We start from the raw sequence: 25811 nt of genomic DNA, 5'->3' as shown, positions 1-25811 counted from the left end.
GTCAGGTCTTGTCCTTGTTCAAACGGTTGGCGACCCAGGTCAGCACCAGCACGAAGGCGAAATAGGAGATCACCAGCGCGCTGTTGAAGTGGCCGCTGCTGTTGCGCATGTTGTTCAGGTACACCTGCAGGGTCTCGTAGCGGGTGCCCACCAGCAGGTTGGCGAACACGAACTCGCCGAACAGGAACGAGAACGACAGCAGCAACGCCACCATCAGGCCCTTGCGCAGGTTGGGCAGCACCACCAGGAACGCGGCCTGCCAGGTGCTGGCCCCCAGCAGTTGGGCGGCGTCCATCAGGTCGCGCAGGTTGATCGCCTGCAGGTTGTTGGTGATGGCCCGGTACATGAACGGCAGGGCGACGGTGAAGTAGCAGCCGATCAGGATCCACGGCGTGCCGACCATGGCCATCGGCCCGCTGCCGTACAGCTGCAGCAGCCCCACTGCCGATACCACCGGCGGCACTGCGAACGGCAGCAGGATCAGCACGTTCATCAGCGCGTCTAGCCGGGGGAAGTGGTAGTGCACCACGAACAATAGCGGCAGGATCAGCACCACCGACAGCAGCAGCGCCCCCACGCACACCAGCAGCGACTGGCCGAAGGCGGCAAGAAAGCGTGGCTCGCTCCACAGCGCGATGTACCACTTGAAGGTCAGGCCGCTGGGCAGCAGGGTCGCCGACCAGCTGGTGGCCAGGGAGTAGAGCAGGGTACCGGCCAGCGGCAGCAGCAGGATCAGGAACAGCAGGTACACCACCAGCTTGTGGTAAAGCCCGCCGGTGGATTGTTCAGCGCGCATGGTAGCTCCTCTTGAGCAGCCATTGATGGACCACCGTGACCAGGGTCATCAGCCCCACCAGCACCATGGCCAGGGCGCTGGCCAGGTTCGGGTCGAGGCTGATGTCGCCGGCCACAAGGCCGGCGATGCGGATCGGCAGCACGTTGAAGTTGCCGGTGGTCAGGGCGTAGACCGTGGCGTAGGCGCCCAGGGCGTTGGCCAGCAGGATGACGAAGGTGCCGAGCAGGGCAGGGGTGAGCACCGGCAGGCCGATGTGCCGCCAGAACTGCCAGTGGTTGGCCCCCAGCAACGCAGCGGATTCACGCCAGTCTTCGCGCAGGGCATCGAAGGCGGGGTAGAGCAGCAGCACCCCCAGCGGGATCTGGAAGTAGGTGTACACCAGGATCAGCCCGGTCTTGGAATAGATGCTGAAGTCACCCAGCAGGCCCATCTGCTTGAGCAGTAGGGTGAGTGCGCCGTTGAAGCCCAGCAGGATGATGAAGGCGAACGCCAGCGGTACCCCGGAAAAGTTGCTGGTCATGTTGGCGAAGGCGCTGACGAAGTCGCGCAGTCTCGAATCGACCCGGCGCAGCGAGTAGGCACCCAGGGTAGCGATGATGATGCCGAACAGGCTCGACCAGAAGCTGATCTCCAGGCTGCGTTGCAGCGCCTGCAGGTAGAACTTCGAGGCGAACACCTTGCTGAAGTTGGCCAGGCCCCAGCCGCTTTCGCTTTGCAGGCTGTTGATCGCCACCCAGGCCAGCGGGGCGATCTGGAAGATGATGAAGAACACGGCGAACGGCAACAGCCAGAGCAGGGCCAGGTAACGGCCACGGGAGCTTGCATTCACTTGAGCAGCTCCCGGCAGACGGTCTTGTCATGGGCCGCGCCCAGCAGTTCGCAAATAGTGCCGCACAGTTCGGTCTGCAGCGGTTTGGCTGCCGGGTCAAGGCTGAACCTGTCGCCGAAGACGAACAGCGGCACCTCGCGCTCTTCGGCCAGCAGGCCATTGTGCGAGCGGTCGTTGTTCATGCCGTGGTCGGCGGTCACCAGCACCTGGTAGCCCTCTTCCAGCCAGCGCGGCAGGTAGTCGGCCAAGAGGATGTCGGCGCTGCGCGCGGCGTTGCGGTACTGGCTGCTGTCCAGGCCGTGGCGGTGGCCGGCGTCGTCGATGTTCATCGGGTGCACCAGCAGGAAGTTCGGTGCATGGCGGCGGCGCAGGTATTCGGCGTCGGCCAGCAGGTGCGAATCGGGGTAGTGGTCGGCGTAGTAGAACAGCCCGTGCTGGATCGGCAACTTGGGCGCGTGGGTGTGGCGGTCGCGCAGCGGGTCGAACGGCGAGCGGTTGTACAGTTCGCTCATCCAGTGATAGGCCGCCGCCGCGGTGCCCAGCCCGGCCTCGCGGGCGTAGTGGAACACGCTGCGCTGGTTGGACAGGCGGTTGACGTTGTTGTGCACGATGCCGCTGTCGATCGGCGGCACGCCGGTGAGGATGCATTCGTACAGCGGTCGCGACAGCGACGGCAGCTCGCATTCCACGCGGTACAGCGCGGCGCGGTCGGCCTCGACGTAGGCGTGCAGGTGGCCCATGGCGTGGTGGGCGACCTGGTAGTTCAGGCCGTCGAGCAGGACCAGGATGACGTTGTGTTGCATGGTGGCTCCGCAGGGGTATCAGTCGGTACCGCGTCGCCCTCATCGCTGGCAAGCCAGCTCCCACAGGTCTTGCGCTGACCCTGTGGGAGCCGGCTTGCCGGCGATAGGGCCGGTTCAGGCAGAAGGGAATCTGCCCGTTATTCCATCTCGATGATCACCTGCTCCTGCCACTTCTGCGGCAGGGCCTTGGAGGTCGCTTCCCAGGCCGCGGCGTCCTTGATCGGCTGGGCGGCCTTGTACTGCTCGTTGGGCAGCAGCTTGGCCTGCACGTCGGCCGGCAGTTTCAGGTGCTCGGCGCGGATCGGCCGGGCGTGGCCCTTGGCCAGGTTGATCTGCCCGGCATCGCTGAAGATGTATTCACGGGTCAGCTTGGCCGCATTGGGGTGCTTGGCGTACTTGTTGATGATGGTGGTGTAGCCGGAAATCACCGAACCATCGGACGGGATCAGCACTTCAAAGCGCTTGGGGTCGATCTGCTCGCGGTAGCTCAGGCCGTTGAAGTCCCACACCACGCCCACTTCGATCTCGCCCTTCTCGATGGTCTGGATGGTCGGGTTGGCCAGCGACAGGCGCTTCTGCTGGGCCAGCTTGGTGAACAGTTGCAGGCCCGGCTCGATGTTCTTCTCGTCGCCCTTGTAGGCAATGGCGGCAGCCAGCACGCCGTTGGCGGCCTGGGCGGCGGTGCCGACGTCGCCGATGGCGACCTTGTACTTGCCTTTTTCCAGGTCGTGCCAGGTTTTCGGGCGATCGCCTTCCTTGACCAGGTCCTTGTTGATGATGAAGGCGATGGTGCCGGTATAGGCCAGCGCCCAGTGGCCGTCCTGGTCCTTGGCCCAGGCGGGTACCTGGTCCCAGGTGCTTGGCTTGTAGGGCTGGGTCACGCCCTTGCTGGTGGCGATCGGGCCGAAGGCGGCACCCACGTCGCCGATGTCGGCGCTGGCGTTGTCCTTCTCGGCATCGAACTTGGCCACTTCCTGGGCCGAGCTCATGTCGGTGTCGCTGTGCTTGAGGCCGTACTTGCTGGCCAGGTCTTCCCAGGTGCCTTTCCAGTTGGCCCAGGCATCGGGCATGCCCACGCTGTTGACCGTGCCTTCCTTGCGGGCGGCATCTTCCAGGGCCTTGAGGTCTTCGGCCATGGCCGTGGTGCAGAACGCGATGGCCGAACCGAGCAGTGACGCCATGAACAACTTTTTCATCCGAAGCTCCTTGGGTGGGTGCCTTGCAATCGTTGTTATGTGATGAAGCGGTGCCTGCCAACCGTTGGTCTAGGTCAGCAAACCTTGAGCCAAGGTAGGCCGGTTGCGTGACAGTTTGATGTAAGGGGCGGGCCGCCAGGGTTGGCCAAAGGCCCTGGCAATACAGCGTAGACCAGATCGAAAGCCTTGAATCACGCGGGCTGGCCCGGATCTGGCAAGCCCTGTGAAAAGCCTTTGTCACAGGATGTTCATCAGCCGTGACTAGGCTTGCACTACGCTCCATGTGCCCTGTTCTGGACTAGTCCAGATAGGTAACCTTTGATGCAAGCGACGCCACCGCGTGCGGTAACAGCCATCTGCCATGCCCTGCAGGAGCAGATCGAACACGGCCTGCTGGCGCCGGGCGGCAAGCTGCCGGCCGAACGCAAGCTCAGCGAGGTGTTCGATACCACGCGCATCACCCTGCGCGAGGCACTGGTGCAGCTGGAGGCCCAGGGCCTGATCTACCGCGAGGAGCGGCGTGGCTGGTTCGTCGCGCCCGAGCGGCTGACCTACGACCTGATCGAGCGTAGCCACTTCCATGCGATGGTGCGGGACCAGGGACGGGCGCCCAGCACCGAGCTGCTGTCGGCGCGGCTGCAACCGGCCCCGGCGGCCATTTGCGCACGCCTGCGCCTGCCGGCGCTGTCCAGCGTGGTGCGGATCTGCCGTTTGCGGCGGATTGACGGGCGGGCGGTGCTGTATGCCGAGCACTACCTCAACCCCAGGTACTTCCCAGGCATTCTTGAACTGGACCTGGCGCAATCGCTGACCGAGATTTATGGCCGGGCATACGGCATTCAGTACGGGCAGGTATGTTTCGAGATCCTGCCCACCGCCCTGCCGGTGGACGCGGCCAGTGCGCTAAAAGTGTCAGCGGGTAGCCCGGGGCTGCATATCACCCGGGTCAACAGCGACCAGCATGGGCACTTGATCGACTGCGATCTGGAGTATTGGCGCCATGATGCGATTCGCATCCGCGCGCAGGCGGGGTAAGGGGGCTGCTGTGCAGCCCATCGCCGGCAAGCCGGCTCCCACAGGTTTGGCGTTAGTCTTGAAGGTCATGTGATCCCTGTGGGAGCCGGCTTGCCGGCGATGGGGCGCGAAGCGGCCCTAGCTGGCGGCTCCGCCGGCTTCAGGGATGGCACCACCCCCCGCCGTCACCACCTGCACCGACAACCGCGGCGTCGCCAGGTCCAGCCCGGCTTCGTCGAGCTGGCGCTTCAACGCCAGGTTGAACGCCCGCGACACTTCCCACTGCTTGATCGGCGCGGTCTTGAACCGCGCCCGCAGGATCGCCGAGCCCGACTCGAAACTCTCCACCCCCTGCAGCTCCAGCGGCGACCAGATGTTGCGGCGCATCAGCGGGTCGCTGCGCAGCTTCTGGCCGACCTCACGCACCAGGCTGATGGCCTGGTCGATGTTCATGTTGTGGGGGATCGCCACACGGAAGATCGCATAGCCGAACTCGCGCGAGTAGTTCTTGATGCTCTTGATCTCGCTGAACGGGATGGTGTGCACGATGCCGTCGATGTCGCGCAGGCGCACGGTACGGATGGTCAGGCCTTCCACGGTGCCGAGGTGGCCGCCGACATCCACGTAGTCGTCGATGGCCAGCGAGTCCTCGATGATGATGAACAGCCCGGTGATCAGGTCGGCGACCAGCGATTGGGCGCCAAAACCGATGGCCAGGCCGATCACCCCGGCACCGGCCAGCAGCGGCGTGACGTTCATGCCCATGTTGGCCAGGGCGACGATCACCGCAATGATGAAGATCGCCACGAACATCACGTTGCGGATCAGCGGCATCATGGTCTGTGCGCGGGCGTTGGCCTGGCCCCGGCGCGAGCGCACCAGGGAGTGGTGCACGGCGGTGTCGGCCAGGATCCACACCAGCCAGGCGACGATCAGCGTGCCGGCCAGGCCCAGCAGGCGCAGGCTGATCTCGTGGCCGTCGCCTTCGGCGAAGTCGATCATCGACAGGCCCCACACGCGCAACCCCAGTTCGATGAAGGCCAGCCAGATGAACAAGTGCACCAGGGCATAGCCGAAGTTGCGCAAGCGCTCGGTGTACACCGCCTGGCGTTTGTTGGCGTGCTTGGGGTTGGCGGCGTGGCGGCGTACCAGGCCGTTGAGCACCATGCACACCACCACCAGCACCGTGCACATCAGTGACTGGCGCAGCGCAGTGCTGGTGTCGCCGGCGGAAACGAAGGTGGCGAACAGCGAGACGGCGACCAGGATCAGCGCCGGGATGAACCAGAAACTGCCGAGGATTTCGATGGTGTCGCTGAGGGTGCGCCGGGTCAGGCGCCGGCTCAGCGGCTGGTTGCGGATCAGGTGGGCGATCGGGCGGCGGAAGCGCAGGATGAACAGCCCGGTGCACAAGGCGGCGAAGACGTTGGCCAGGGTGGCCAGGCCATGGGCCAGGTGGCTGCCCAGGGCAGTGGTCAGGCGTGGGTCGCTCATTGCCTCGCCGAACGCGGCAAAACTGCCGATCAGCCAGAGCGGGCGGAACGCCTGGTGGCGCAGGATGTACAGGGCACGGTGGCGGTGCGGGCCGTCGAGCAGCGAGAAGGCGATCACGCAGATCGCCGAGAACAGCGTGCCGACCACCAGCGCATAGGCCAGCACCATGGCCATGGACTTACCCAGTGATGGCGGCAGGGCGAAGCTCAGGTAGACGGTGAACACCAGCGCCACCAGCCACGGCCCGAGCTTGCGCAGGGCAAAGCGCACCAGGTCCCAGGTGCGCGGGTGCTGGGGCAGTTCTTCGGTGAGGCCAAAGCGCACCCGCACCCGGTGGCCGATCCAGTTGAAGACGTAGGCCAACAGGCTCCATACGGCAATGACCGCAGCGAAACCGAAGAGGATGGCCGGCCACTGGTGCACCGGCACCATCAGCGCAATGAGTTCATCCTGGGCCTGGCTGATCTCCTGCGCCCAGCGGTTGAACGGGCTGGCGTCGCCGCTGAACTGCTTCTCGAAATCGTGCAGGGCGCCGCCGATCAGGCCGAGCACGCCTTGTTCGACGGTGGGTTGCGATTGCTTGGTGGCGTCGCGCAGCTTTTTCAGGTCGGCCAGCAGCTTGGCGCGCTGCTGGTCGTTTTCCAGGTTCTTGATCACCTCGTCCAGCGACTTGCCCAGCGGCTCGGTGGCCTCGGGCTGGGCGGGCGCGCTGGAGCCAAGCAGGCTCGGCAGGCCGGCGGCGTGCACCGGGGAGACGAACAGGAACAGCAGCAGGAACAGGCAACGCAGGAGGGCAGGCACCGGGAAATCTACCTCAGGTCAAACGATTGACCGAGTGTAGAGGTTTATGTGGGCAGTTTCTCCAGGATCTTCCAGCAGGTGAGGCCGAAGATGCCCAGGGTGCCGATCCACATCATCAGCACGCCGATATTGCGCTCGCGCAGGCTGAAGCCGATGGTCAGCAGCATGAGAAAGCCGAATACCGGGATGAACAGCGACAGGAACGGGGACATGGGGTGGCAATCCTTGTGCTTGATGGGCCATGTATCAAGCATAGCGCTTTGCCAGCGAGGCGGATTGACCAGGGGCAGGTGTATGCCTGCACGGGCCCCTTCGCGGGTAAACCCGCTCCCACAGAGGTTCGCGGACCTTGTGGGAGCGGGTTTACCCGCGAAAAGGGCAGCGTGGTTTACGGCAGTTCGCGGCTACGGTAGAACGCCGTCAGCACCTTCACCAGGTGTGCCAGGTCATGGCTGCCGCACAGCTCGCGGATCGAGTGCATGGCAAAGGTCGGCAGGCCGATGTCGACCGTGCGCACGCCCAGGTTGCCGGCAGTGATCGGGCCGATGGTCGAACCGCAGCCCATGTCACTGCGCACCACGAAGCTCTGCACCGGCACTTCCTCGGCCATGCACAGGTGGCGGAAGAACCCGGCGGTTTCGCTGTTGGTGGCGTAGCGCTGGTTGTTGTTGACCTTGATCACCGGGCCTGCGTTGAGCTTGGGCCCATGGTTGCCGTCGTGCTTGTCGGCGTAGTTGGGGTGCACGCCGTGGGCGTTGTCGGCCGAGATCATCAGCGAGCGCTGCACGGTGCGCACGTAGGCGTCGCCTTCGGGCAGCAGGCGCTGCAGGGTCTGTTCGAGCATCGGGCCGTCGGCGCCACAGGCCGAGCAGGAGCCCACTTCTTCGTGGTCGTTGCACACCAGCAGGCAGGTTTCGTCGCTGTCGGCGCTCAGCAGCGCCTGCAGGCCGGCATAGCACGACAGCAGGTTGTCCAGGCGGGCGCCGGCGATGAAGTCGCCGTTCAGGCCGATCAACGCGGCGTCCTGGGTGTCGTAGAAACTCAGCTCGTAGTCGAGCACCACGTCGGCGTTGAGGTCGTGCTCGCGGGCCAGCTGCTCGGTGAGCAGTGCGCGGAAGTCGATGCGCTCATCGCCCGCCACCTGGGCCAGGATCGGCGGCAGTTCGGTCTGCGGGTTGATCATCCAGCCTTCATTGGCGGTGCGGTTGAGGTGGATCGCGAGGTTGGGGATCACCGCGATCGGCAGCTTGAAGTCGATCAGTTGGCTTTCGACCTTGCCGTCACGGCGGAAGGTGACCCGCCCGGCCAGCGACAGGTCGCGGTCGAACCACGGGGCGAGCAGGGCGCCGCCGTAGACTTCCACGCCCAGTTGCAAGAAGCCCTGGCGCTGCAGTTCGGGTTGCGGCTTGACCCGCAGGCATGGGCTGTCGGTGTGGGCGCCGACCATGCGGATACCGCCTATCAGCGGCGAATGCTTGCCGAGCTTGATGGCGATGATCGAGGAGTCGTTGCGGGTCAGGTAGTAGCGTCCGCCGGGCACCGTGGCCCAGCTGTCGCGTTCGTCCAGATGCTGGAAGCCAGCAGCTTCGAGGCGCTGCACCAGGCTTGCGGTGGCATGGAAGGGCGTCGGGGAGGCCTTGAGGAATTCGATCAGGCCGGCGTTCAGGGCATCGCGCATAAGTCACTCCAGACAGCAGTGGCGCGAGTTTAGCGTAATTGCCCGACAAATTGTGTCGGCCCTATCGCTGGCAAGCCAGCTCCCACAAAGGGCATCGAACCCTGTGGGCGCCGGCCGGCGCTGGGGCCGGGCCTGCTCAAATGCCTACTTGGACAGATACTTCATCCCGTCTTCCAACCCCTGCAAGGTCAGCGGATACATCTTGTCCTCGATCAGGTCGCGCACCAGGTGGGTCGACGCGGTGTAGTCCCAGGCCTGCTTGGGGTACGGGTTGATCCAGATGATCTTCTTGAATTTCTCCATGAAGCGCTGGATCCACACATACCCGGCTTCTTCGTTCCAGTGCTCGACGCTGCCGCCAGGCTGGGTGATCTCGTAAGGCGCCATGGCGGCGTCACCGACGAAGATCACCTTGTAGTCGTCGCCGTACTTGTGCAGCAGGTCGAAGGTGGCGAAACGCTCAGAGGTGCGGCGCAGGTTGTTCTTCCACACCGACTCGTAGACGCAGTTGTGGAAGTAGTAGTACTCCAGGTGCTTGAACTCGGTCTTGCAGGCCGAGAACAGCTCTTCGCATACCTTCACATGGGCATCCATCGAGCCGCCGATATCGAACAGCAACAGCAGCTTCACCGTGTTGCGCCGTTCGGGGCGCATCTGGATGTTCAATAGCCCCGCGTCACGGGCGGTGTGGTCGATGGTGCCGTCGATGTCGAGCTCTTCGGCGGCGCCTTCACGGGCGAACTTGCGCAGGCGGCGCAGCGCCAGCTTGATGTTGCGGGTGCCCAGTTCGACCTGATCGTCGAGGTTCTTGTACTCGCGCTGGTCCCATACCTTCACCGCCTTGCCCTGGCGCTTGCCGGCCTCGCCGACGCGGATGCCCTCGGGGTTGAAACCGCCCGAGCCGAACGGGCTGGTGCCGCCGGTGCCGATCCACTTGTTGCCGCCGGCGTGGCGTTCCTTTTGCTCTTCGAGGCGTTTCTTGAATTCCTCGATCAGCTTGTCCAGGCCACCGAGTGATTGAATCTGCGCGCGTTCCTCGTCGCTCAGCGAGCGCTCGAACTCCTTGCGCAGCCAGTCCTCGGGGATCAGTGCCTCGATATGCCGGTCGAGGTTGTCCAGGCCTTTGAAGTAGGCGGCGAACGCGCGGTCGAACTTGTCGAAATGGCGTTCGTCCTTCACCAGGATGGCCCGGGCGAGGTAGTAGAACGCGTCCATGTCGGCGAACACCACGCCTTTCTGCAGGGCGTGGTGCAGGTCGAGCAGCTCGCGCACCGACACCGGCACCTTGGCTGCGCGCATTTCATTGAACAGGTTGAGCAGCATGGCCCGGCTCCTGTCAGCGGTTGCCGCGCCGGCTCATGAAGGCCAGGCGCTCGAGCAGTTGCACGTCCTGCTCGTTCTTGACCAGGGCGCCGGCCAGCGGCGGGATGGCCTTGGTCGGGTCACGTTCACGCAGCACGGCTTCGCCGATGTTGTCGGCCATCAGCAGCTTGAGCCAGTCGACCAGTTCGGAGGTGGAAGGCTTTTTCTTCAGGCCCGGCACCTTGCGCACATCGAAGAACACGTCCAGCGCCTCGCTGACCAGCGATTCGCTGATCTTCGGGTAATGCACATCGACGATGCGCTGCAGGGTGTCGCGGTCGGGGAAGGCGATGTAGTGGAAGAAGCAGCGGCGCAGGAAGGCGTCGGGCAGCTCTTTCTCGTTGTTGGAGGTGATGATGATGATCGGGCGCTGCTTGGCCTTGATGGTCTCGTCGGTCTCGTAGACGTAGAACTCCATCTTGTCGAGCTCTTGCAGCAGGTCGTTGGGGAACTCGATGTCGGCCTTGTCGATCTCGTCGATCAGCAGGATCACCCGCTCCTCGGCCTCGAAGGCTTCCCACAATTTGCCCTTTTTCAGGTAGTTGCGCACATCGTGGACTTTGTCGGTACCCAGCTGCGAGTCACGCAGGCGGCTGACCGCGTCGTACTCGTAGAGGCCCTGGTGGGCCTTGGTGGTCGACTTGATGTGCCAGGTGATCAGGCGGGCGCCGAACGAGGCGGCCAGTTGCTCGGCGAGCATGGTCTTGCCGGTGCCGGGCTCGCCCTTGACCAGCAGCGGGCGCTCCAGGGTGATGGCCGCGTTGACCGCCAGTTTCAGGTCGTCTGTGGCGACGTAGTCGCGGGTGCCTTCGAACTTCATGAACCGATCCTCTGAGGGCCTCGAGGGCCTCTTCGCGGGTAAACCCGCCCCCACAAGAACGTGCACGCCCTGTGGGAGCGGGTTTACCCGCGAAGAGGCCGCTGCGGACAAGCGCTGAATATTGGCGACGACTATAACCCCAGCCCAGGCGCCTGCAAACGCAGACCGGGTATTCAGTCCCTGAATGGTTCGTCACCCAGGGCTCAGTCTGATTTGGGTGGGGGCTGCTCGTAGCGTGCATTGAACGCCTGGATGAACCCATTGCGCAGAATCTGCAGGAAGGCTTCGAACGCGCTGATGTCCTGCTGGTGCACGCTGCCATTGAGCTCCACGCGGGTGGCGAACTGGTTTTTTGGCTGGTTCTTCAGCACGGTTTCACTGGCCCCCACCAGTGCCTCCCACACCGAGCGCAGCACGCCCTTGTGCGTGTTCTCCACGTCCTGATGCCAGTTGAACACATCGACATCGCGTAGCAGCGGCTTGATATAGCCGTTGAGTCGCCCCTTCTCGGCCTGGGCCTCGATCACCACATCGCCGTGCCCGGCGTTGAAGTCGAACTTGCCGTAGGCGCTGGCGAAATCGTTGAGCCTGCGCAGCTCGATGCCGGTGACGCGCAGTCGAAACTGGAAGTCGTCGAAGTCGCTGAACGGGTCGAAGGTGGCGCGGCTCTCGACCTTGGCATCGCCCAGCAGCAGGGCGCTGGCCTCGAAACTGGCGTCGCGCCGGCCCTCTCTGTCGCGCACATTGGTCAGGTTGCGGATGCGGGCGTCGAGGCGGGTGGCCTTGAGGTCGACCGGTGGCTTGGAGGTGAAGTTGCGAAAGGTCAGGCTGCCGTGTTCGATGCGCACTTCGTCGAGGGTGATGGGCAGCATCTTTTCCAGTTGCTGGCGCCAATCGGTGCCCTGGCCGGTCTGGGAAGCTTGCTTACTGCCGCCGTCGACGAAGTTGAGCGTGGGGCGGGCAAAGGTCACCTTGGCCACCACCGCATGGTCGTACCAGAGCGAGGGCCAGCTTACCGACAGGTCGATCAGCGGGGCGTCGAGCAGCGGCACCGGCACCTTGCCGCTGACCTTGATGATCTTCAGGCCGTTGATCTGGTAGGCGCCGCGCCACCAGGCCAGGTCCACGTCGCTGACCTGGCCCCGGTAGTCGCCCATGTCGGCCAGTGTGTCGTTGAGGTAATCGCGCACCAGCCAGGGCAAGGCCAGGTGCAGCGCCAGCAGCACCAGCAAACTGGCCAGGCCGACCAGCGGCCAGCGGTAACGGGCTTTCATCGCGATTCTCCGCAGCAGGTTGTGCGGTTGACTGCGGGCCGCTTCAGTGAGTTCGAACGGGCTTTACGCACCCTATTTGCGGGCTTACCCTCATGGTTTTCCCTGCTGTTTCATGTTCAAGGACACCTGCCATGAGCCGTATCTACGCAGACAACGCCCACTCCATCGGCAACACGCCGCTGGTGCAGATCAACCGCATCGCCCCGCGCGGCGTGACCATTCTGGCCAAGACCGAAGGGCGCAACCCTGGCTACTCGGTGAAGTGCCGCATTGGCGCGAACATGATCTGGGACGCCGAGAGCAGCGGCAAGCTCAAGCCGGGCATGACCATCGTCGAGCCCACCTCGGGCAATACCGGCATCGGCCTGGCCTTCGTGGCCGCCGCCCGCGGTTACAAGCTGATCCTGACCATGCCGGACTCGATGAGCCTGGAGCGGCGCAAGGTGCTCAAAGCACTGGGTGCCGAGCTGGTGCTGACCGACAAGGCCAAGGGCATGAAGGGCGCCATCGAGAAGGCCAACGAGATCGTCGCCTGCGACCCTGCGCAGCACTTCCTGCCGGGCCAGTTCGACAACCCGGCCAACCCGGCCATCCACGAGAAGACCACCGGCCCGGAAATCTGGAACGACACCGATGGCGCGGTCGACGTGCTGGTGGCCGGTGTCGGCACCGGTGGCACCATCACCGGGGTGTCGCGCTACATCAAGCACACCCAGGGCAAGGCGATCCTGTCGGTGGCGGTGGAGCCGGTGAACTCGCCGCTGATCAGCCAGACCCTGGCCGGTGAGGAGCTCAAGCCCACCCCGCACAAGATCCAGGGCATCGGCGCCGGTTTCGTGCCGAAGAACCTCGACCTGTCGATCGTCGACCAGGTGGAGACGGTTACCGAGGACGAGTCCAAGGCCATGGCCATCCGCCTGATGCAGGAGGAGGGCATTCTGTGTGGCATCTCCTGTGGCGCGGCAATGGCGGCGGCGGTGCGCCTGGCGGAAAAACCGGAAATGCAGGGTAAGACCATCGTCGTAATCCTGCCCGACTCCGGCGAGCGCTACCTGTCGAGCATGCTGTTCAGCGACATGTTCAGCGAGCAGGAAAACCAGCAGTAGAGCAGCTGGCGGCAAGCTTCAAGCTGCAAGCAAAGGCTGTGCAAGTTGACCCAGATCAGCTTGTACCTTGCAGCTTGTAGCTTGCAGCTGCCCCTGAGGGGTTTATGATGTCCGGCTATTCGGGGATGGCCAGATTTCCCCTCCAAGGAGTGTTGCATGACCTTTTCCTTTGTCGCCAAGGCCGGTGTGCTGCTGGTCTTTTTCGGCAGCGTGCTGTTCGTGCATCTGCGCGGCAAGGCGCGCCTGCCGGTGCTGCGCCAGTTCGTCAACCATTCGGCGCTGTTCGCCCCGTACAACAGCCTGATGTACCTGTTCTCCGGTGTGCCGTCCAAGCCGTACCTCGACCGCCAGCGCTTCCCTGAACTGGACGTGCTCAAGGACAACTGGCAAACCATCCGCGAAGAGGCCATGCGCCTGTTCGACGAGGGTTACATCAAGGCCGCGGAAAAAGACAACGATGCCGGTTTCGGCTCGTTCTTCAAGAAGGGCTGGAAGCGTTTCTACCTCAAGTGGTACGACAAGGCGCTGCCGTCGGCCGAGACGCTGTGCCCCAAGACCGTCGAACTGGTCAACAGCATTCCCAACGTCAAAGGCGCGATGTTCGCCCTGCTGCCCGGCGGCAGCCACCTGAACCCGCACCGTGACCCCTTCGCCGGTTCCCTGCGCTACCACCTGGGCCTGTCCACCCCCAACTCGGACAACTGCCGCATCTACGTCGACGGCCAGCCGTATGCCTGGCGCGATGGCGAGGACGTGATGTTCGACGAGACCTTCGTGCACTGGGTGAAGAACGAGACCGACATGACCCGGGTGATCCTGTTCTGCGATGTCGAGCGCCCGCTCAACAGCCCGCTGATGACCCGCATCAACCGCAAGGTCAGCGCCTTCCTCGGCCGCGCCACCGCGCCGCAGAACACCGACGACGAGCGCGTGGGCGGGATCAACCAGGCCTATGCCTGGAGCAAGCGTTTCAGCAACGTGATCAGTTCGCGGGTGAAGCAGTTCAAGCGCGCCAACCCCAAGGCCTACCGCGTGCTGCGGCCGGTGCTGGCGGTGCTGGTGGCCGTCGCGCTTTACCGCTGGTTGTTCTGACGCGCTGAGGCAAGCCCGTCCTCCCGCGTGGGAGCGGGCTTGCCCCGCGATGAATACACCGATATATTCCGAAACACTCACTTCTCCAGTAGACCTGTTCATGCCAGCCATCCCTTCCACCACCGCTTACGTTCTCGCGCCTGTCGCGGGCGTGGTCGTGCGTGGCAGCCAGCAGCCGGCCATGATCAGTCACTACCCACCACCACCTGTCAGTGGCGTTGTAGGCGGCGTAGCTCCGCCTCCTTGCGTGGTCGTACTGGGCTGATCGGCTTCTGGCCGCATCCCCAGCACACGCAACCTACTGAACACGGTCGGCTATCCCTCGATACGCGATAGATCCGCCCGTACGGCTTTCCTTGCCCATACAGGTGGCAATACATGTCTGTCTTTACCAAAGCATCCGTGGCCTCGGCGGCCACCACCAGCCTGTTCGTCCTGCTGTGGAGCAGCGGGGCGATCGTCTCCAAACTCGGCCTGGCCCAGGCCAGCCCCTTCGCCTTCCTGCTGCTGCGCTCGGCGCTGGCACTGGCCGGCCTGCTGCTGATCGGCCCGTTGCTGGGGCTGCGCTGGCCGCGTAGCCGGGGTGGCATTCTGCGCGCCCTGGGTACCGGCTGCGTGTTGCTCGGCGCGTACCAGATCTTCTATCTGCTGGCCCTGAATACCCACGTTACCCCCGGCGTCATGGCCACGGTGATGGGCGTGCAACCGATCCTCACCGTGGTGCTGATGGAGCGCCAACGCTCCTGGAGCCGCCTGTTCGGCCTTGGGCTGGGGCTTGGCGGGCTGGTGATGGTGGTCTACCAGGGCATCAACCTCGGCGGTGTTTCGTTGCTCGGGATGCTGTTCGCCTTGCTGGCGCTGGCCAGCATGACCTGCGGCTCGATCCTGCAGAAACGCATCACCGACAACCCCTTGGGCACCTTGCCGCTGCAATACCTGGCGGGCTTTGCGATGTGTGCAGTATTCGCGCCGTTCCAGCCGTTGCAGGTGGAGTGGAACGCCAGCTTCGTCGGCGCGCTGCTGTGGATGGGGCTGGTGGTTTCGTTGCTGGCCACGCTGCTGCTGTACCGGCTGATCGCGCGGGGCAACCTGGTCAATGTCACCAGCCTGTTCTACCTGGTGCCGGCGGTGACCGCAGTGATGGACTTCATCATCTTCGGTAACCGCCTGGCGCCGCTCAGCCTGCTGGGCATGGGGCTGATCGTGGTGGGGCTGCTGTTTGTGTTCCGCAAGCCGGCGCTGCGTGCGGTTGAGGTTTAAGGCAAAGCGCTGAGTCGGCTCGCACTTGGACTGAACGACAATTGTAGGAGCGGCCTTGTGCCGCTCCTACAGAAGACACGCAAGGCCGTTATGTGGGCGTGTCGGCGATGATCTCAAATGGCTTTTCGTCCGGGCGCCGGGCGCAACACCAGCCACAGCGCAGCAGCAATCAGCACCCCGCCATACAGGTGCGCCATCGACAATGGCTCGTCCAGCAGCCACGCCCCCCACAGCACCCCGAACACCGGAATCAGGAAGGTCACGGTACTGGCCTTGACCGGCCCGATCTCCTCCAGCAGGCGGAAGTACAAAATGTAGGCGAACGCCGTGCACAGCAGGCCCAGGCCCAGCAGTGACAGCCATACTTGCCAGCCGCCCCAGCTGGCCGGCGGTTGGGTCAGGGCGCTCCAGGCGAACAGCGGGCTCAGCAGCAGGGTGGCGCCGAGCATGCTGCCCAGGGCCGACAGGCGGCTGTCCAGGCCGCTGATCCAGCGTCGCGCGAGGAAGCCGGCAAAGCCATAGCAGGTGGTTGCCGCCAGGCACGCCAGGGCGCCTTGCAGCAAGGCCAGGTCCAGTGCCACAGGCCCTGCGCCGCTGAGGATGCCGACCCCGAACAGCCCGAGGAAAATCCCGCTCAGCTTGGCCAGGGTCATCGGTTCACGGAAGCACAGCGCACCGATCAGCACGCCCATCAGTGGCGTGGTGGCGTTGAAGATCGCCGAATAGCCGGCCGGCAGCACCTGCGCCGCCACCGAATAGAAGGTGGCCGGGATACCGGAGTTGATCATGCCCAGCACCAGGCAGGCGCCCAGCTTGCCATTGAAGTCCCAGCGCACCCGGGTAGCGGCGAGGATCGCGATCAGCCCCAGGCAGGCGATCGACACCCGGAAGAATGCGGTCGGCACGGTGCCGAGTTCCGGGGCAATGATGCGCATGAACAGGAAGCTCGCCCCCCAGACAGCGGCAAGGGTCAGCAGGCGGGCTAGGGCGATGGGGCTCACGGGGGTCTCCGGCAGTGGGGCAGGGGCGCGAGTGTACGTCACGGGCCTTGGCGATTCTTGTGCTTTCTTGCTGTGCAATAGCGATGAGGCCCTGGCAGGCCACACACCGGCTTCGGCCCGGCTAAGCTCTTGCGATGCCCACTGCACTGAGGCCCCGCGCATGACCCAACCCTGGCCCGCCGCCGACATCGCCCGTGTGATCCTCGAGGGCTTCGACGACTACCGCGAGCATTTTCGCCGCATCACCCTGGGCGCCCGCGAGCGTTTCGAGCAGGCGCGCTGGCAGGACATCCAGCAGGCGGCCGCCGCCCGTATCAACCTCTACGAAGAAAAGGTCGCCGAGGCCAACGGCAGGTTGCGCCAGGGGTTCGAGGCGCCGGTGCTGCTGGACGTGGAGCAGTGGCCGTTGGTGAAGAACGCCTACATCCGCCTGATCGACCCGCGCCTGGACGATGAACTGTCGGAGACCTGGTACAACTCGCTGTTCTGCAGCCTGTTCAGCCATGACCAGATCAGCGACGGCTGCATGTTCATCCACACCACCCGGCCGTCGATGCGCAGCCATGAGCGCGCGGCGCAAACCTGTACCTACCCGCTCGAGGGCGGACTGAAGGGATTGTTGCGGGCGATCTTCGCCGATTACGTGTTCAACGCACCGTACGGTGACCTGGAGGGCGATCTGACGCGGCTGGAGCAACAACTGCGCGAGAGCCTGCCCGACTGGGTGTGCAAGGACCCGGCGCTGGCCGTGGAGCTGTTCACCCCGGTGCTGTACCGCAACAAGGGCGCCTATCTGGTCGGGCGCCTGCACACGGTCGACGAACAATGGCCACTGGTAATCCCGCTGCTGCACCGTGAAGGGCATGGCATCGAGGCCGACGCCCTGATCACCGACGAGGCCGAGGTGTCGATCATCTTCTCCTTCACCCGCTCGTACTTCATGGTCGATGTGCCGGTGCCGGCGGAGTTCGTCAACTTTCTCAAGCGCATCCTGCCAGGCAAGCATATCGCCGAGCTGTACACCTCGATCGGTTTCTACAAACACGGCAAGTCGGAGTTCTACCGCGCGCTGATTGGCCATCTGGCGCGCAGCGATGACCGTTTCATCATGGCCCCGGGGGTACGGGGCATGGTGATGAGCGTGTTCACCCTGCCGGGCTTCAACCAGGTGTTCAAGATCATCAAGGACCGCTTTTCGCCCTCGAAGACCGTCGACCGCGCCACGGTGATCGACAAGTACCGGCTGGTGAAAAGCGTCGATCGCGTCGGGCGCATGGCCGATACCCAGGAGTTCGCCGATTTTCGCTTCCCGCAGTCCAAGTTCGACCCTGAGTGCCTGGCCGAGCTGCTGGAGGTGGCGCCTTCCACCGTAACGCTCGAGGGCGACACCGTGCTGATCCGCCACTGCTGGACCGAGCGGCGCATGACCCCGCTCAACCTGTACCTGGAGCATGCCAGTGAGGCACAGGTGCTGGAGGCGCTGGAAGATTACGGGCTGGCCATCAAGCAGCTGGCGGCGGCCAATATCTTCCCTGGCGACATGCTGTTGAAGAACTTCGGTGTCACTCGCCATGGCCGTGTGGTGTTCTACGACTATGACGAAATCTGCTTCCTTACTGAGGTCAACTTCCGCCATATCCCCCCACCGCGCTACCCGGAGGACGAAATGTCCGGCGAGCCGTGGTACTCGATTGGCCCGCACGATGTGTTCCCCGAGGAGTTCCCGCCGTTCCTGTTCGCCGATATCGGCCAGCGCCGCTTGTTCAGCCGTTTGCACGGCGAGCTGTATGACGCCGATTACTGGAAGGGGTTGCAGGAGGCGATCCGGGCAGGGAAGGTGATCGACGTGTTCCCCTACCGGCGCAAGGTGCGCTGACTAGGGGGCTGTGGAGCGGCTGATTTACCCTTTCAGGCATTTCAGCTCACTGAAGTCGGTGCGCACCTTGTTGAGTTTTTGCTGCAAGAATTGCCGCTGCGCCGGGCTGCTCTGCTTCATCAGGTCCACCAGCAGGCTGCGTGCCTGTTGCTCACTGTTCTGGAAGGCCTGGCGGTACTCTGGCGTCCATAGGCTCTCCTTGCGCTGCAGCAGCTGCGCAAGGCGTGGCTCGAAACTGGGGGAGGCGCGTTGCTCCATCGCCAGCGCCAGTTGCTGTTGCCAGTGGGCACGGTTGGCGATCGCCTGGCCGTTCTGGTCGCCGAGCGCCTGGGACCAGCTCATCACCCGCAGGCGCTGATCGCGGGTGAGTTCACCCAGCCAGGGTTCCAGGCGCTTTTGCATGCGCGTGGCGCGCAGTTCGACCTGTTTCGGCAATGGGGTATCGGCATAGGTTTGCCGGCGCTTGGCGATGTCCTGGCGAAACGCCTGGCGCATTTCGGCCACCTGGGTATCGCTCATGCCACGCAGCAGCTCGGTGGCGGAGGGCGTGATCTGCTCGGCCACCCGGCCGATGGCCTGGCGTGCTTCGGCGGTACGCTGTTGCAGGGCGTTATCGGTGACGTTGTCGCTGGCGACCATCGACTGCACCCGGTCGAGCCAGTCGAGGTAGCCGGGCAGTTGCGTCCTGCAATGCCAGGCCAGTTGCTCCTTGAGCCGTTCGTCGAGCAGGCGCTTCTGCTCGCGGTTCATGTCCAGGTAGTCGCCCAGCGACCAGGGCACCAGGCGGTCGAGGTTGCGGTAGGCCAGGTCGATGCGGTTGCAGGCCGCCAGCACCAGGGCCAGGGCAACGACGATGAGCAGGGCTTTGGTCAGGCGTACAGGCATGAGCGAATCCTTGCAGGGACTGGCCAGGCGGTAGACGCAAGGGGCGCGCGGCGGTTCCGGTGCATGTGCGCTCGGGCGGCCGGGCGGGTCAGGTGTTAGAATAGCCGCCTTGTCTTGAGGATCTTCGGAAATGGCTCTGCTTGGGCGCTACAACAGTTTGCAAATCGTGAAACACGTGGAATTCGGCCTGTACCTGGACGGCGGCGCCGATGGCGAAATCCTGCTGCCACGGCGCTACTTCCCCAAGGGCGCAGAGCTGGAGCTCGATGACTGGCTCAACGTGTTCATCTACCTGGACAGCGAAGACCAGCTGATCGCCACCACCGAGAAGCCGAAAATGCAGGTGGGCGAGTTCGCCAGCCTCAAGGTCAAGGACATCAACGGCGCGGGCATCTTCCTCGACTGGGGCCTGTCCAAGGACCTGCTGATGCCGTACTCGGAAGAGTCGCGGCCGCTGAAGATCGGGGACTACTGCGTGGTCCACGCTTACCTGGACAAACGCACCCGCCGCATCACCGCCACCGCCAAGCTGGATCGCTACCTGGACAACGCCCCGGTCGACTACAAGCCCGGCCAGCCGGTCGAGCTGCTGGTGGCCGGCGAGACGCCGATGGGCTTCAAGGCGATCATCAACAACCGCCACTGGGGCCTGATCCACAAGAACGAGGTATTCAAGTTCCTGCGCTCGGGCATGCACGAGAAGGGCTTCATCAAGGAAGTGCGCCACGACGGCAAGATTGCCCTGAGCCTGCAGCCAGTGGGCGAAGCACTGGCCGACGGCCTGCAAGGGCAGATCATGCAGCGCCTGGAAGCGGCCGGTGGCGTGCTGCCGGTGTGCGACAAGAGCGACCCGGCGGTGATCAGCCAGCTGTTCAACGTCAGCAAGGGCAACTTCAAGAAGGCCATTGGCGCGTTGTTCAAGCAAGGCAAGATCGTCATCCATGACGACCGGATCGAGCGGGCCTGATCAGGCCTGCACGAAGGTGCGGAAATCCAGCTGCTCGCCGCCCGGGCGGGTGTCGCGCAGCAGCGAATCGCGGTCGGCGCTCAGCGCCAGGCTGATGGTCGAGCGGCGCTTGCCGGGGTGGCGCACTTCCATCTGCTCCTGGTGAGCACGGAGGAAGTTGACCGGCACCTTCAGGTGCTGCAGTTCGTCGGTTTCCGGGGTGTGCAGCAGCAGGTTGACCCAGTCGGGCTGGCCTTTGCGCAGCAGTGCCACCGGCACGTCGAACCACCACAGGTTGCGCTTGGTGTCGAGGATGGCGAACAGGGTGTTGTCGCTGTCGAGTACCGGGCGCGCCAGCGCTTCGTTGCGGCGGGCGATGGCGGTGGGTTTGTTGATTTTCATGCAGGGTCCTGCGGATTGACGCCAGAAAGGCCTGACATTGTGCGGGGTGGCGCAGGGCGGGGCAAGCCGTGCGATGTGCATTGGCCGCGCCTGCCAATCGCCGGCAAGCCGGCTCCCACAGGGATCACATAACCCTGTGGGAGCCGGCTTGCCGGCGATGAGGCCCGTACAGTCACCACAAAGCCTCAGCCCTTGTTGCCCACCAGGCTGTCCACCGCCGGCACCCGGGTATCGCTTTCCATCTGTGCATCGTGCTCCAGCTGGTGGCTGAAGCGCTCCAGCGAAGCGTTGGCCGGCTGCGAGTCGCTGGCGAACACTGGCGGGCTCAACAGGTAGCCACAGAGCAGCCGGCTGAGTGCCGCCAGGCTGTCGATATGGGTGCGCTCGTAGCCATGGGTCGCATCGCAACCGAAGGCCACCAACGCGGTGCGGATGTCGTGGCCGGCGGTCACCGCCGAATGGGCGTCGCTGAAGTAGTAGCGGAACAGGTCGCGGCGTACCGGCAGGCCCTGGTCGCCGGCCAGCTTCAGCAAGTGGCGCGACAGGTGGTAGTCATAAGGCCCGGACGAGTCCTGCATGGCCACGCTCACCGCATGTTCGCTGGAGGCCTGGCCGGGAGCCACCGGGGCGATGTCGATCCCGACGAACTCGCTGACATCCCAGGGCAGGGCGGCGGCGGCGCCCGAGCCGGTTTCCTCGGTGATGGTGAACAGCGGGTGGCAGTCGATCAGGGGCTGCCGGCCGCTTTCCACCACCGCCTTGAGCGCCGCCAGCAGCGCCGCCACGCCGGCCTTGTCGTCGAGGTGGCGGGCGCTGATATGGCCGCTTTCGGTGAACTCCGGCAGCGGGTCGAAGGCGACGAAATCACCGATGGCTATGCCCAGCGCTTCGCAGTCGGCGCGGGTGGTGCAGTAGGCGTCCAGGCGCACCTCCACGTGTTCCCAGCTGATCGGCATCTGGTCGATGGCGGTGTTGAAAGCGTGCCCGCTGGCCATCAGCGGCAGCACGCTGCCGCGGTACACGCCGGTGTCGGTGAACACGCTGACCCGGCTGCCCTCGGCGAAGCGGCTCGACCAGCAGCCCACGGCCGCCAGGGCCAGGCGGCCGTTGTCCTGCAACTGGCGCACGCTGGCGCCGATGGTATCCAGGTGCGCCGAGACGGCGCGGTCCGGCGAGCTTTGCCGGCCCTTGAGGGTGGCGCGGATGGTGCCGCGGCGGGTCAGCTCGAAGGGAATGCCCAGTTCGTCCAGGCGTTCGGCGACATAGCGCACGATGGTGTCGGTGAAGCCGGTGGGGCTGGGGATGGCGAGCATTTCCAGCAGGGTTTTCTTCAGGTAGTCGAGATCGGGTTCGGGGTGTCGTTCGGTCATGGGGTACTCCTCGAATCTTGTGCTGGACCTTTCGCGGGCAAGCCCGCTCCCACAGGGGTTTCACTCACCTAGAGGGTGGCGACGTACCTGTGGGAGCGGGTTTACCCGCGAAGAGGCCCTTGAAGGCTTACGCCGGCGCCCGGCTATGGGCGAACAGCAAATCGACAAAACGCTCGGCAGTGGGCTGCGGCTCATGATTGGCCAGCCCCGCGCGCTCATTGGCCTCGATGATCACGTAATCCGGATGCTCGGCATCACGCACCATGAAGTCGAGCCCCACCACCGGGATCTCCAGCGCCCGCGCAGCCCGCACAGCCGCATCGGCCAGCACCGGGTGCAGGCGCTCGGTCACGTCTTCCAAGGTCCCGCCGGTGTGCAGGTTGGCGGTGCGCCGCACGGCCAGGCGCTGGCCGGCCGGCAATACATGGTCGTAGCCAACGCCCGCCGCCTTGAGCGTGCGTTCGGTCTCGTCATCGAGCGGGATGCGGCTTTCACCGCCGGTGGCAGCCTGGCGCCGGCGGCTCTGGGCCTCGATCAGCGCGCGCAGGCTGTGCTTGCCGTCGCCGATCACCTGGGCCGGGTGGCGGATGGCGGCGGCCACCACCTCGTAGCCGATCACCAGGATGCGCAGGTCGCTGCCCGGGTGGAAGCTTTCCAGCAGCACACGGCTGTCGAAGCGCCGCGCCTGCTCCACCGCCTGACCGATGTCGTCGATGCAGGCCAGGTTCACCGCCACGCCCTGGCCTTGCTCACCGTCCACGGGCTTGACCACCACCGCGCCATGCTCGTCGAGAAACGCCAGGTTGTCGTCGGCGTTGCCCGCCAGTTGCTGCGCCGGCACTTGCAGGCCGGCATCGTGCAGCACCTGGCGGGTCAGGCGTTTGTCCTGGCACAGGGTCATGCTCACGGCACTGGTCAGGTCGCTGAGCGACTCGCGGCAACGGATGCGCCGCCCGCCCAGGCTGAGGGTGAACAGCCCGGCGGCGGCATCGTCCACCTGTACTTCGATGCCCCGGCGCAACGCTTCATCAACGATGATCCGTGCATAGGGGTTAAGCCCGGCTTCCGGGCCGGGGCCCAGGAACAGCGGCTGGTTGATGCCGTTCCGGCGCTTGACGGCGAAGGTCGGCAGGTTGCGAAACCCCAGCTTCTGGTACAGGCGCTTGGCCTGGCGGTTGTCGTGCAGCACCGACAGGTCGAGGCAGGCCAGCCCGCGGCTCATGAAGTGCTCGATCAGGTGGCGCACCAGCACCTCGCCAACGCCGGGGCGGGTGCAGTGTGGGTCGACCGCCAGGCACCACAGGCTGCTGCCGTGTTCAGGGTCGTCAAAGGCCTTGCTGTGGTTCAGGCCCATGACACTGCCGATCACCGCGTGGCTGTCTTCGTCCTCGGCCAGCCAGTACACCGGGCCACCGAGGTGGCGCGGGGTCAGCAGGCCGGGGTCGAGCGGCAGCATGCCGCGGGCCTGGTACAGGGCGTTGACTGCCTGCCAGTCCGCCGCGCTCTGTGCACGGCGAATGCGAAAGCCGCGGAACACCCGCTGCGCCGGCCGGTAGTCGGTGAACCACAGGCGCAGGGTGTCGGACGGGTCGAGGAACAGCTGCTGCGGCGCCCGGGCCAGCACCTGCTGCGGCGCGGCCACGTACAGGGCGATGTCGCGCTCGCCGGCGCGTTCTTCCAGCAGAGCGTCGGCCAGGCTGGCCGGGTCGGGGTAGGTGTGCCCGATCAGCAGTCGGCCCCAGCCACAGTGCACCGCGCGGGGTTGGTCGTGGGGCTCGCTGCCGTCACCGGCCAGGCGCGCCTGCAGGCGTTCGTAGGACGGCGCCTGGCCGCGCAACAGGCGCTGGCCGTAGGCGATTTCGTGGGCTTTCATCGATCAGATTCCTTGTTCGCTGAGCCACAGGTTCAGCGCTGCCAGCTGCCACAGCTTGGAGCCGCGCAACGGGGTGAGCTGGCCGTGGGGGTTGCTCAGCAGGCGGTCGAGCATCGCCGGGTTGAACAGGCCACGGTCCTGGCTGGGGTCGGTCAGCAGCTCGCGCACCCAGCCCAGGGTCGCGCCTTCCAGGTGCTTGAGGCCGGGCACCGGGAAGTAGCCCTTCTTGCGGTCGATCACCTCGTGGGGGATGACCCGCCGCGCTGCCTGCTTGAGCACCTGCTTGCCGCCGTCGGGCAGCTTGAAGCGCGCCGGGATACGCGCCGACAGCTCGACCAGGCGGTAGTCGAGGAACGGCGTGCGCGCCTCCAGGCCCCAGGCCATGGTCATGTTGTCCACCCGTTTGACCGGGTCGTCGACCAGCATCACCGTGCTGTCCAGGCGCAGCGCCTTGTCTACCGCGTCCGGCGCGCCGGGGCGGGCGAAGTGCTCGCGGACGAAGTCGCCGGCGGCGTCGTTGTCCAGCAGCCAGGGAGCCTGCACGGTGTCGCGGTATTCGCCGTGGCTGCGGTCGAAGAAGGCTTCGCGGTAGGCCGCGAACGGGTCCTGCGCGCCGTCCACCTGCGGGTACCAGTGGTAGCCGGCAAACAGCTCGTCGGCGCCCTGGCCGCTTTGCACGCCCTTGCAGTGCTTGGCCACTTCCCGCGACAGCAGGTAGAAGGCGATGCAGTCATGGCTGACCATCGGCTCGCTCATGGCACGGAACGCCGCCGGCAGCTGCTCGATGATCTCGTGCTCGGCGATGCGCAACTGATGGTGGCGGGTGCCGTAGTGGCGGGCGATCAGGTCGGAGTACTGGAATTCGTCGCCGCGTTCGCCGCCGGCATCCTCGAAGCCGATGGAGAAGGTCGACAGGTCGTCCACCCCGGCCTCCCGCAGCAGGCCGACCAGCAGGCTCGAATCGACCCCGCCGGACAACAGCACGCCAACGTCCACCGCCGCGCGCTGGCGGATCGCCACGGCGTCGCGGGTGGCGTCGAGCACGCGGGTGGTCCAGCCTTCCAGGTCCAGCTCCTGCTCGTCGGGGTTGGCCCCGTAGTGCAGCTGCCACCAGGTCTGGCGCTCGACTTCGCCGTGGCGGTCGATGCGCATCCAGGTGCCGGGCTCGAGCTTCTGCACGTTGGCCAGCAGGGTGCGCGGCGCCGGCACCACGGCGTGGAAGTTGAGGTAGTGGTTGAGCGCCACCGGGTCGAGCATCGGGTCGATGTCGCCGCCCTTGAGCAGCGCCGGCAGCGTCGAGGCGAAGCGCAGGCGTTCGCCGTTGCGCGACAGGTACAGCGGCTTGACGCCGAGGCGGTCGCGGGCCAGGAACAGGCGCTGGTTGTCGCGTTCCCAGATGGCCAGGGCGAACATGCCGTTGAGCTTGGGCAGCAATGCTGCGCCCCAGGCGTGGTAGCCCTTGAGCAGCACCTCGGTGTCGCCGTCGGAGTGGAAGCTGTAGCCCAGCGCCTGCAGTTCTTCGCGCAGCTCGGGGAAGTTGTAGATGGCGCCGTTGAAGGCCAGGGCCAGGCCGAGGGGGGTGTCGACCATCGGCTGCGCCGAGCCGTCGGACAGGTCCATGATCTTCAGCCGGCGGTGGCCGAGGGCAATCGGGCCCTGGCTATGGAAGCCCCAGGCGTCCGGGCCGCGGGGCGCCAGGTGGTGGGTGATGCGCTCCACCGCGGCGAGGTCCGCCGGGCGAGGGGCTTGGCCGAGGGGGGTGAAACGTAACTCTCCTGCTAATCCGCACATAAGTCCTTACCGGTTTTGCCGTTGGGGAAGGTGCCCAAAATGGGGGCACTTAGGTAGGGACCGGGGTGGGTTGTGAGAGTTTTAGATCATTCTGTTATATGTGGTTGCCGGGAGTGGGACCGCAAAGCGCCCCCAGCGATCT

At 65.1% G+C, this 25811-nt stretch carries 22 protein-coding genes; 6 read left to right on the top strand and 16 right to left on the bottom strand.

Features of this window, described 5'->3' with window-relative positions:
* Position 1: 1 nt before the first annotated feature.
* The 4 genes from L6D77_RS05195 to L6D77_RS05180 form a co-directional block, all read right to left on the bottom strand.
* Complete coding sequence (locus tag L6D77_RS05195) at positions 2 to 796, bottom strand: ABC transporter permease (RefSeq protein ID WP_232882360.1); 795 nt, start codon at positions 794 to 796, stop codon at positions 2 to 4.
* Positions 786 to 1625 carry an ABC transporter permease gene (locus L6D77_RS05190; RefSeq protein ID WP_232882359.1) on the bottom strand — a complete coding sequence of 280 codons (840 nt, stop codon included), beginning with the start codon at positions 1623 to 1625 and terminating at the stop codon, positions 786 to 788. Before L6D77_RS05190 ends, L6D77_RS05195 begins: the two co-directional genes overlap by 11 nt.
* Complete coding sequence (locus L6D77_RS05185; RefSeq protein ID WP_232882358.1) at positions 1622 to 2428, bottom strand: alkaline phosphatase family protein; 807 nt, start codon at positions 2426 to 2428, stop codon at positions 1622 to 1624. The genes L6D77_RS05190 and L6D77_RS05185 overlap by 4 nt, the downstream gene beginning before the upstream one ends.
* A gap of 137 nt (positions 2429 to 2565) precedes the next feature.
* A complete protein-coding gene (locus tag L6D77_RS05180; RefSeq protein ID WP_232882357.1) occupies positions 2566 to 3624 on the bottom strand; it encodes an ABC transporter substrate-binding protein in 1059 nt (352 codons plus the stop codon).
* A gap of 321 nt (positions 3625 to 3945) precedes the next feature.
* Between L6D77_RS05180 and phnR the strand changes: the two genes are divergently transcribed.
* Positions 3946 to 4659, top strand: a complete 714-nt coding sequence (phnR, locus tag L6D77_RS05175; RefSeq protein ID WP_232882356.1) for a phosphonate utilization transcriptional regulator PhnR — start codon at positions 3946 to 3948, stop codon at positions 4657 to 4659.
* Positions 4660 to 4776: 117 nt separating this feature from the next.
* On the opposite strand, the gene L6D77_RS05170 is transcribed toward phnR, so the two are convergent.
* The 6 genes from L6D77_RS05170 to L6D77_RS05145 form a co-directional block, all read right to left on the bottom strand.
* Positions 4777 to 6933: a mechanosensitive ion channel family protein gene (locus tag L6D77_RS05170; protein WP_232882355.1), complete on the bottom strand. Its 2157-nt coding sequence runs from the start codon at positions 6931 to 6933 to the stop codon at positions 4777 to 4779.
* Positions 6934 to 6977: 44 nt separating this feature from the next.
* Positions 6978 to 7145, bottom strand: a complete 168-nt coding sequence (locus L6D77_RS05165; protein WP_167409870.1) for a hypothetical protein — start codon at positions 7143 to 7145, stop codon at positions 6978 to 6980.
* A gap of 176 nt (positions 7146 to 7321) precedes the next feature.
* Positions 7322 to 8611, bottom strand: a complete 1290-nt coding sequence (locus L6D77_RS05160) for a M18 family aminopeptidase (RefSeq protein ID WP_232882354.1) — start codon at positions 8609 to 8611, stop codon at positions 7322 to 7324.
* A 144-nt stretch (positions 8612 to 8755) separates the two neighbouring features.
* Positions 8756 to 9934: a vWA domain-containing protein gene (locus L6D77_RS05155; protein WP_232882353.1), complete on the bottom strand. Its 1179-nt coding sequence runs from the start codon at positions 9932 to 9934 to the stop codon at positions 8756 to 8758.
* 13 nt (positions 9935 to 9947) lie between these two features.
* The gene (locus L6D77_RS05150) at positions 9948 to 10793 is read right to left on the bottom strand and encodes an AAA family ATPase (protein ID WP_110992491.1); all 846 of its coding nucleotides are present in this window, start codon (positions 10791 to 10793) and stop codon (positions 9948 to 9950) included.
* Between the two features lie 203 nt (positions 10794 to 10996).
* Positions 10997 to 12067 (bottom strand): DUF748 domain-containing protein, encoded by a 1071-nt coding sequence (locus L6D77_RS05145; protein ID WP_232882352.1) that lies wholly within the window; start codon positions 12065 to 12067, stop codon positions 10997 to 10999.
* 131 nt (positions 12068 to 12198) lie between these two features.
* Between L6D77_RS05145 and cysK the strand changes: the two genes are divergently transcribed.
* From cysK to L6D77_RS05130, 3 genes are all read left to right on the top strand, one after another.
* Entirely contained in the window at positions 12199 to 13173 is a 975-nt protein-coding gene (gene cysK, locus L6D77_RS05140) for a cysteine synthase A (RefSeq protein ID WP_232882351.1), read from the top strand.
* Positions 13174 to 13329: 156 nt separating this feature from the next.
* A complete protein-coding gene (locus L6D77_RS05135) occupies positions 13330 to 14265 on the top strand; it encodes an aspartyl/asparaginyl beta-hydroxylase domain-containing protein (protein WP_236170016.1) in 936 nt (311 codons plus the stop codon).
* A gap of 378 nt (positions 14266 to 14643) precedes the next feature.
* A complete protein-coding gene (locus L6D77_RS05130) occupies positions 14644 to 15525 on the top strand; it encodes a DMT family transporter (protein ID WP_232882349.1) in 882 nt (293 codons plus the stop codon).
* A 113-nt stretch (positions 15526 to 15638) separates the two neighbouring features.
* On the opposite strand, the gene L6D77_RS05125 is transcribed toward L6D77_RS05130, so the two are convergent.
* A complete protein-coding gene (locus L6D77_RS05125) occupies positions 15639 to 16526 on the bottom strand; it encodes a DMT family transporter (protein ID WP_232882348.1) in 888 nt (295 codons plus the stop codon).
* Between the two features lie 160 nt (positions 16527 to 16686).
* Here L6D77_RS05125 and aceK point away from each other — a divergent pair, with 160 nt between their 5' ends.
* A complete protein-coding gene (aceK, locus tag L6D77_RS05120) occupies positions 16687 to 18402 on the top strand; it encodes a bifunctional isocitrate dehydrogenase kinase/phosphatase (RefSeq protein ID WP_236170015.1) in 1716 nt (571 codons plus the stop codon).
* Between the two features lie 24 nt (positions 18403 to 18426).
* Here aceK and L6D77_RS05115 read toward each other — a convergent pair whose 3' ends face one another.
* Positions 18427 to 19287 (bottom strand): DUF6279 family lipoprotein, encoded by an 861-nt coding sequence (locus L6D77_RS05115; protein WP_232882346.1) that lies wholly within the window; start codon positions 19285 to 19287, stop codon positions 18427 to 18429.
* A 130-nt stretch (positions 19288 to 19417) separates the two neighbouring features.
* On the opposite strand from L6D77_RS05115, the gene L6D77_RS05110 reads away from it, so the two are divergent.
* Positions 19418 to 20254, top strand: coding sequence for a CvfB family protein (locus tag L6D77_RS05110; protein WP_232882345.1), 837 nt, complete (start codon positions 19418 to 19420; stop codon positions 20252 to 20254).
* Here the strand turns inward: L6D77_RS05110 and L6D77_RS05105 are convergent, their stop codons facing one another.
* From L6D77_RS05105 to L6D77_RS05090, 4 genes are all read right to left on the bottom strand, one after another.
* On the bottom strand, positions 20255 to 20635 hold the full coding sequence (locus L6D77_RS05105; RefSeq protein WP_110992499.1) for a hypothetical protein: 381 nt from the start codon (positions 20633 to 20635) through the stop codon (positions 20255 to 20257). It abuts the gene before it with no gap.
* A 185-nt stretch (positions 20636 to 20820) separates the two neighbouring features.
* The gene (locus tag L6D77_RS05100; protein ID WP_232882344.1) at positions 20821 to 22005 is read right to left on the bottom strand and encodes an osmoprotectant NAGGN system M42 family peptidase; all 1185 of its coding nucleotides are present in this window, start codon (positions 22003 to 22005) and stop codon (positions 20821 to 20823) included.
* Positions 22006 to 22132: 127 nt separating this feature from the next.
* On the bottom strand, positions 22133 to 23878 hold the full coding sequence (ngg, locus tag L6D77_RS05095) for an N-acetylglutaminylglutamine synthetase (RefSeq protein WP_232882343.1): 1746 nt from the start codon (positions 23876 to 23878) through the stop codon (positions 22133 to 22135).
* Positions 23879 to 23881: 3 nt separating this feature from the next.
* Positions 23882 to 25669 carry an N-acetylglutaminylglutamine amidotransferase gene (locus L6D77_RS05090; protein ID WP_232882342.1) on the bottom strand — a complete coding sequence of 596 codons (1788 nt, stop codon included), beginning with the start codon at positions 25667 to 25669 and terminating at the stop codon, positions 23882 to 23884.
* Positions 25670 to 25811: the final 142 nt, after the last annotated feature.

This window comes from Pseudomonas parasichuanensis (assembly GCF_021601385.1).
Lineage (GTDB): Bacteria > Pseudomonadota > Gammaproteobacteria > Pseudomonadales > Pseudomonadaceae > Aquipseudomonas > Aquipseudomonas parasichuanensis.
This window is presented reverse-complemented; position numbering and strand designations above follow the sequence as displayed.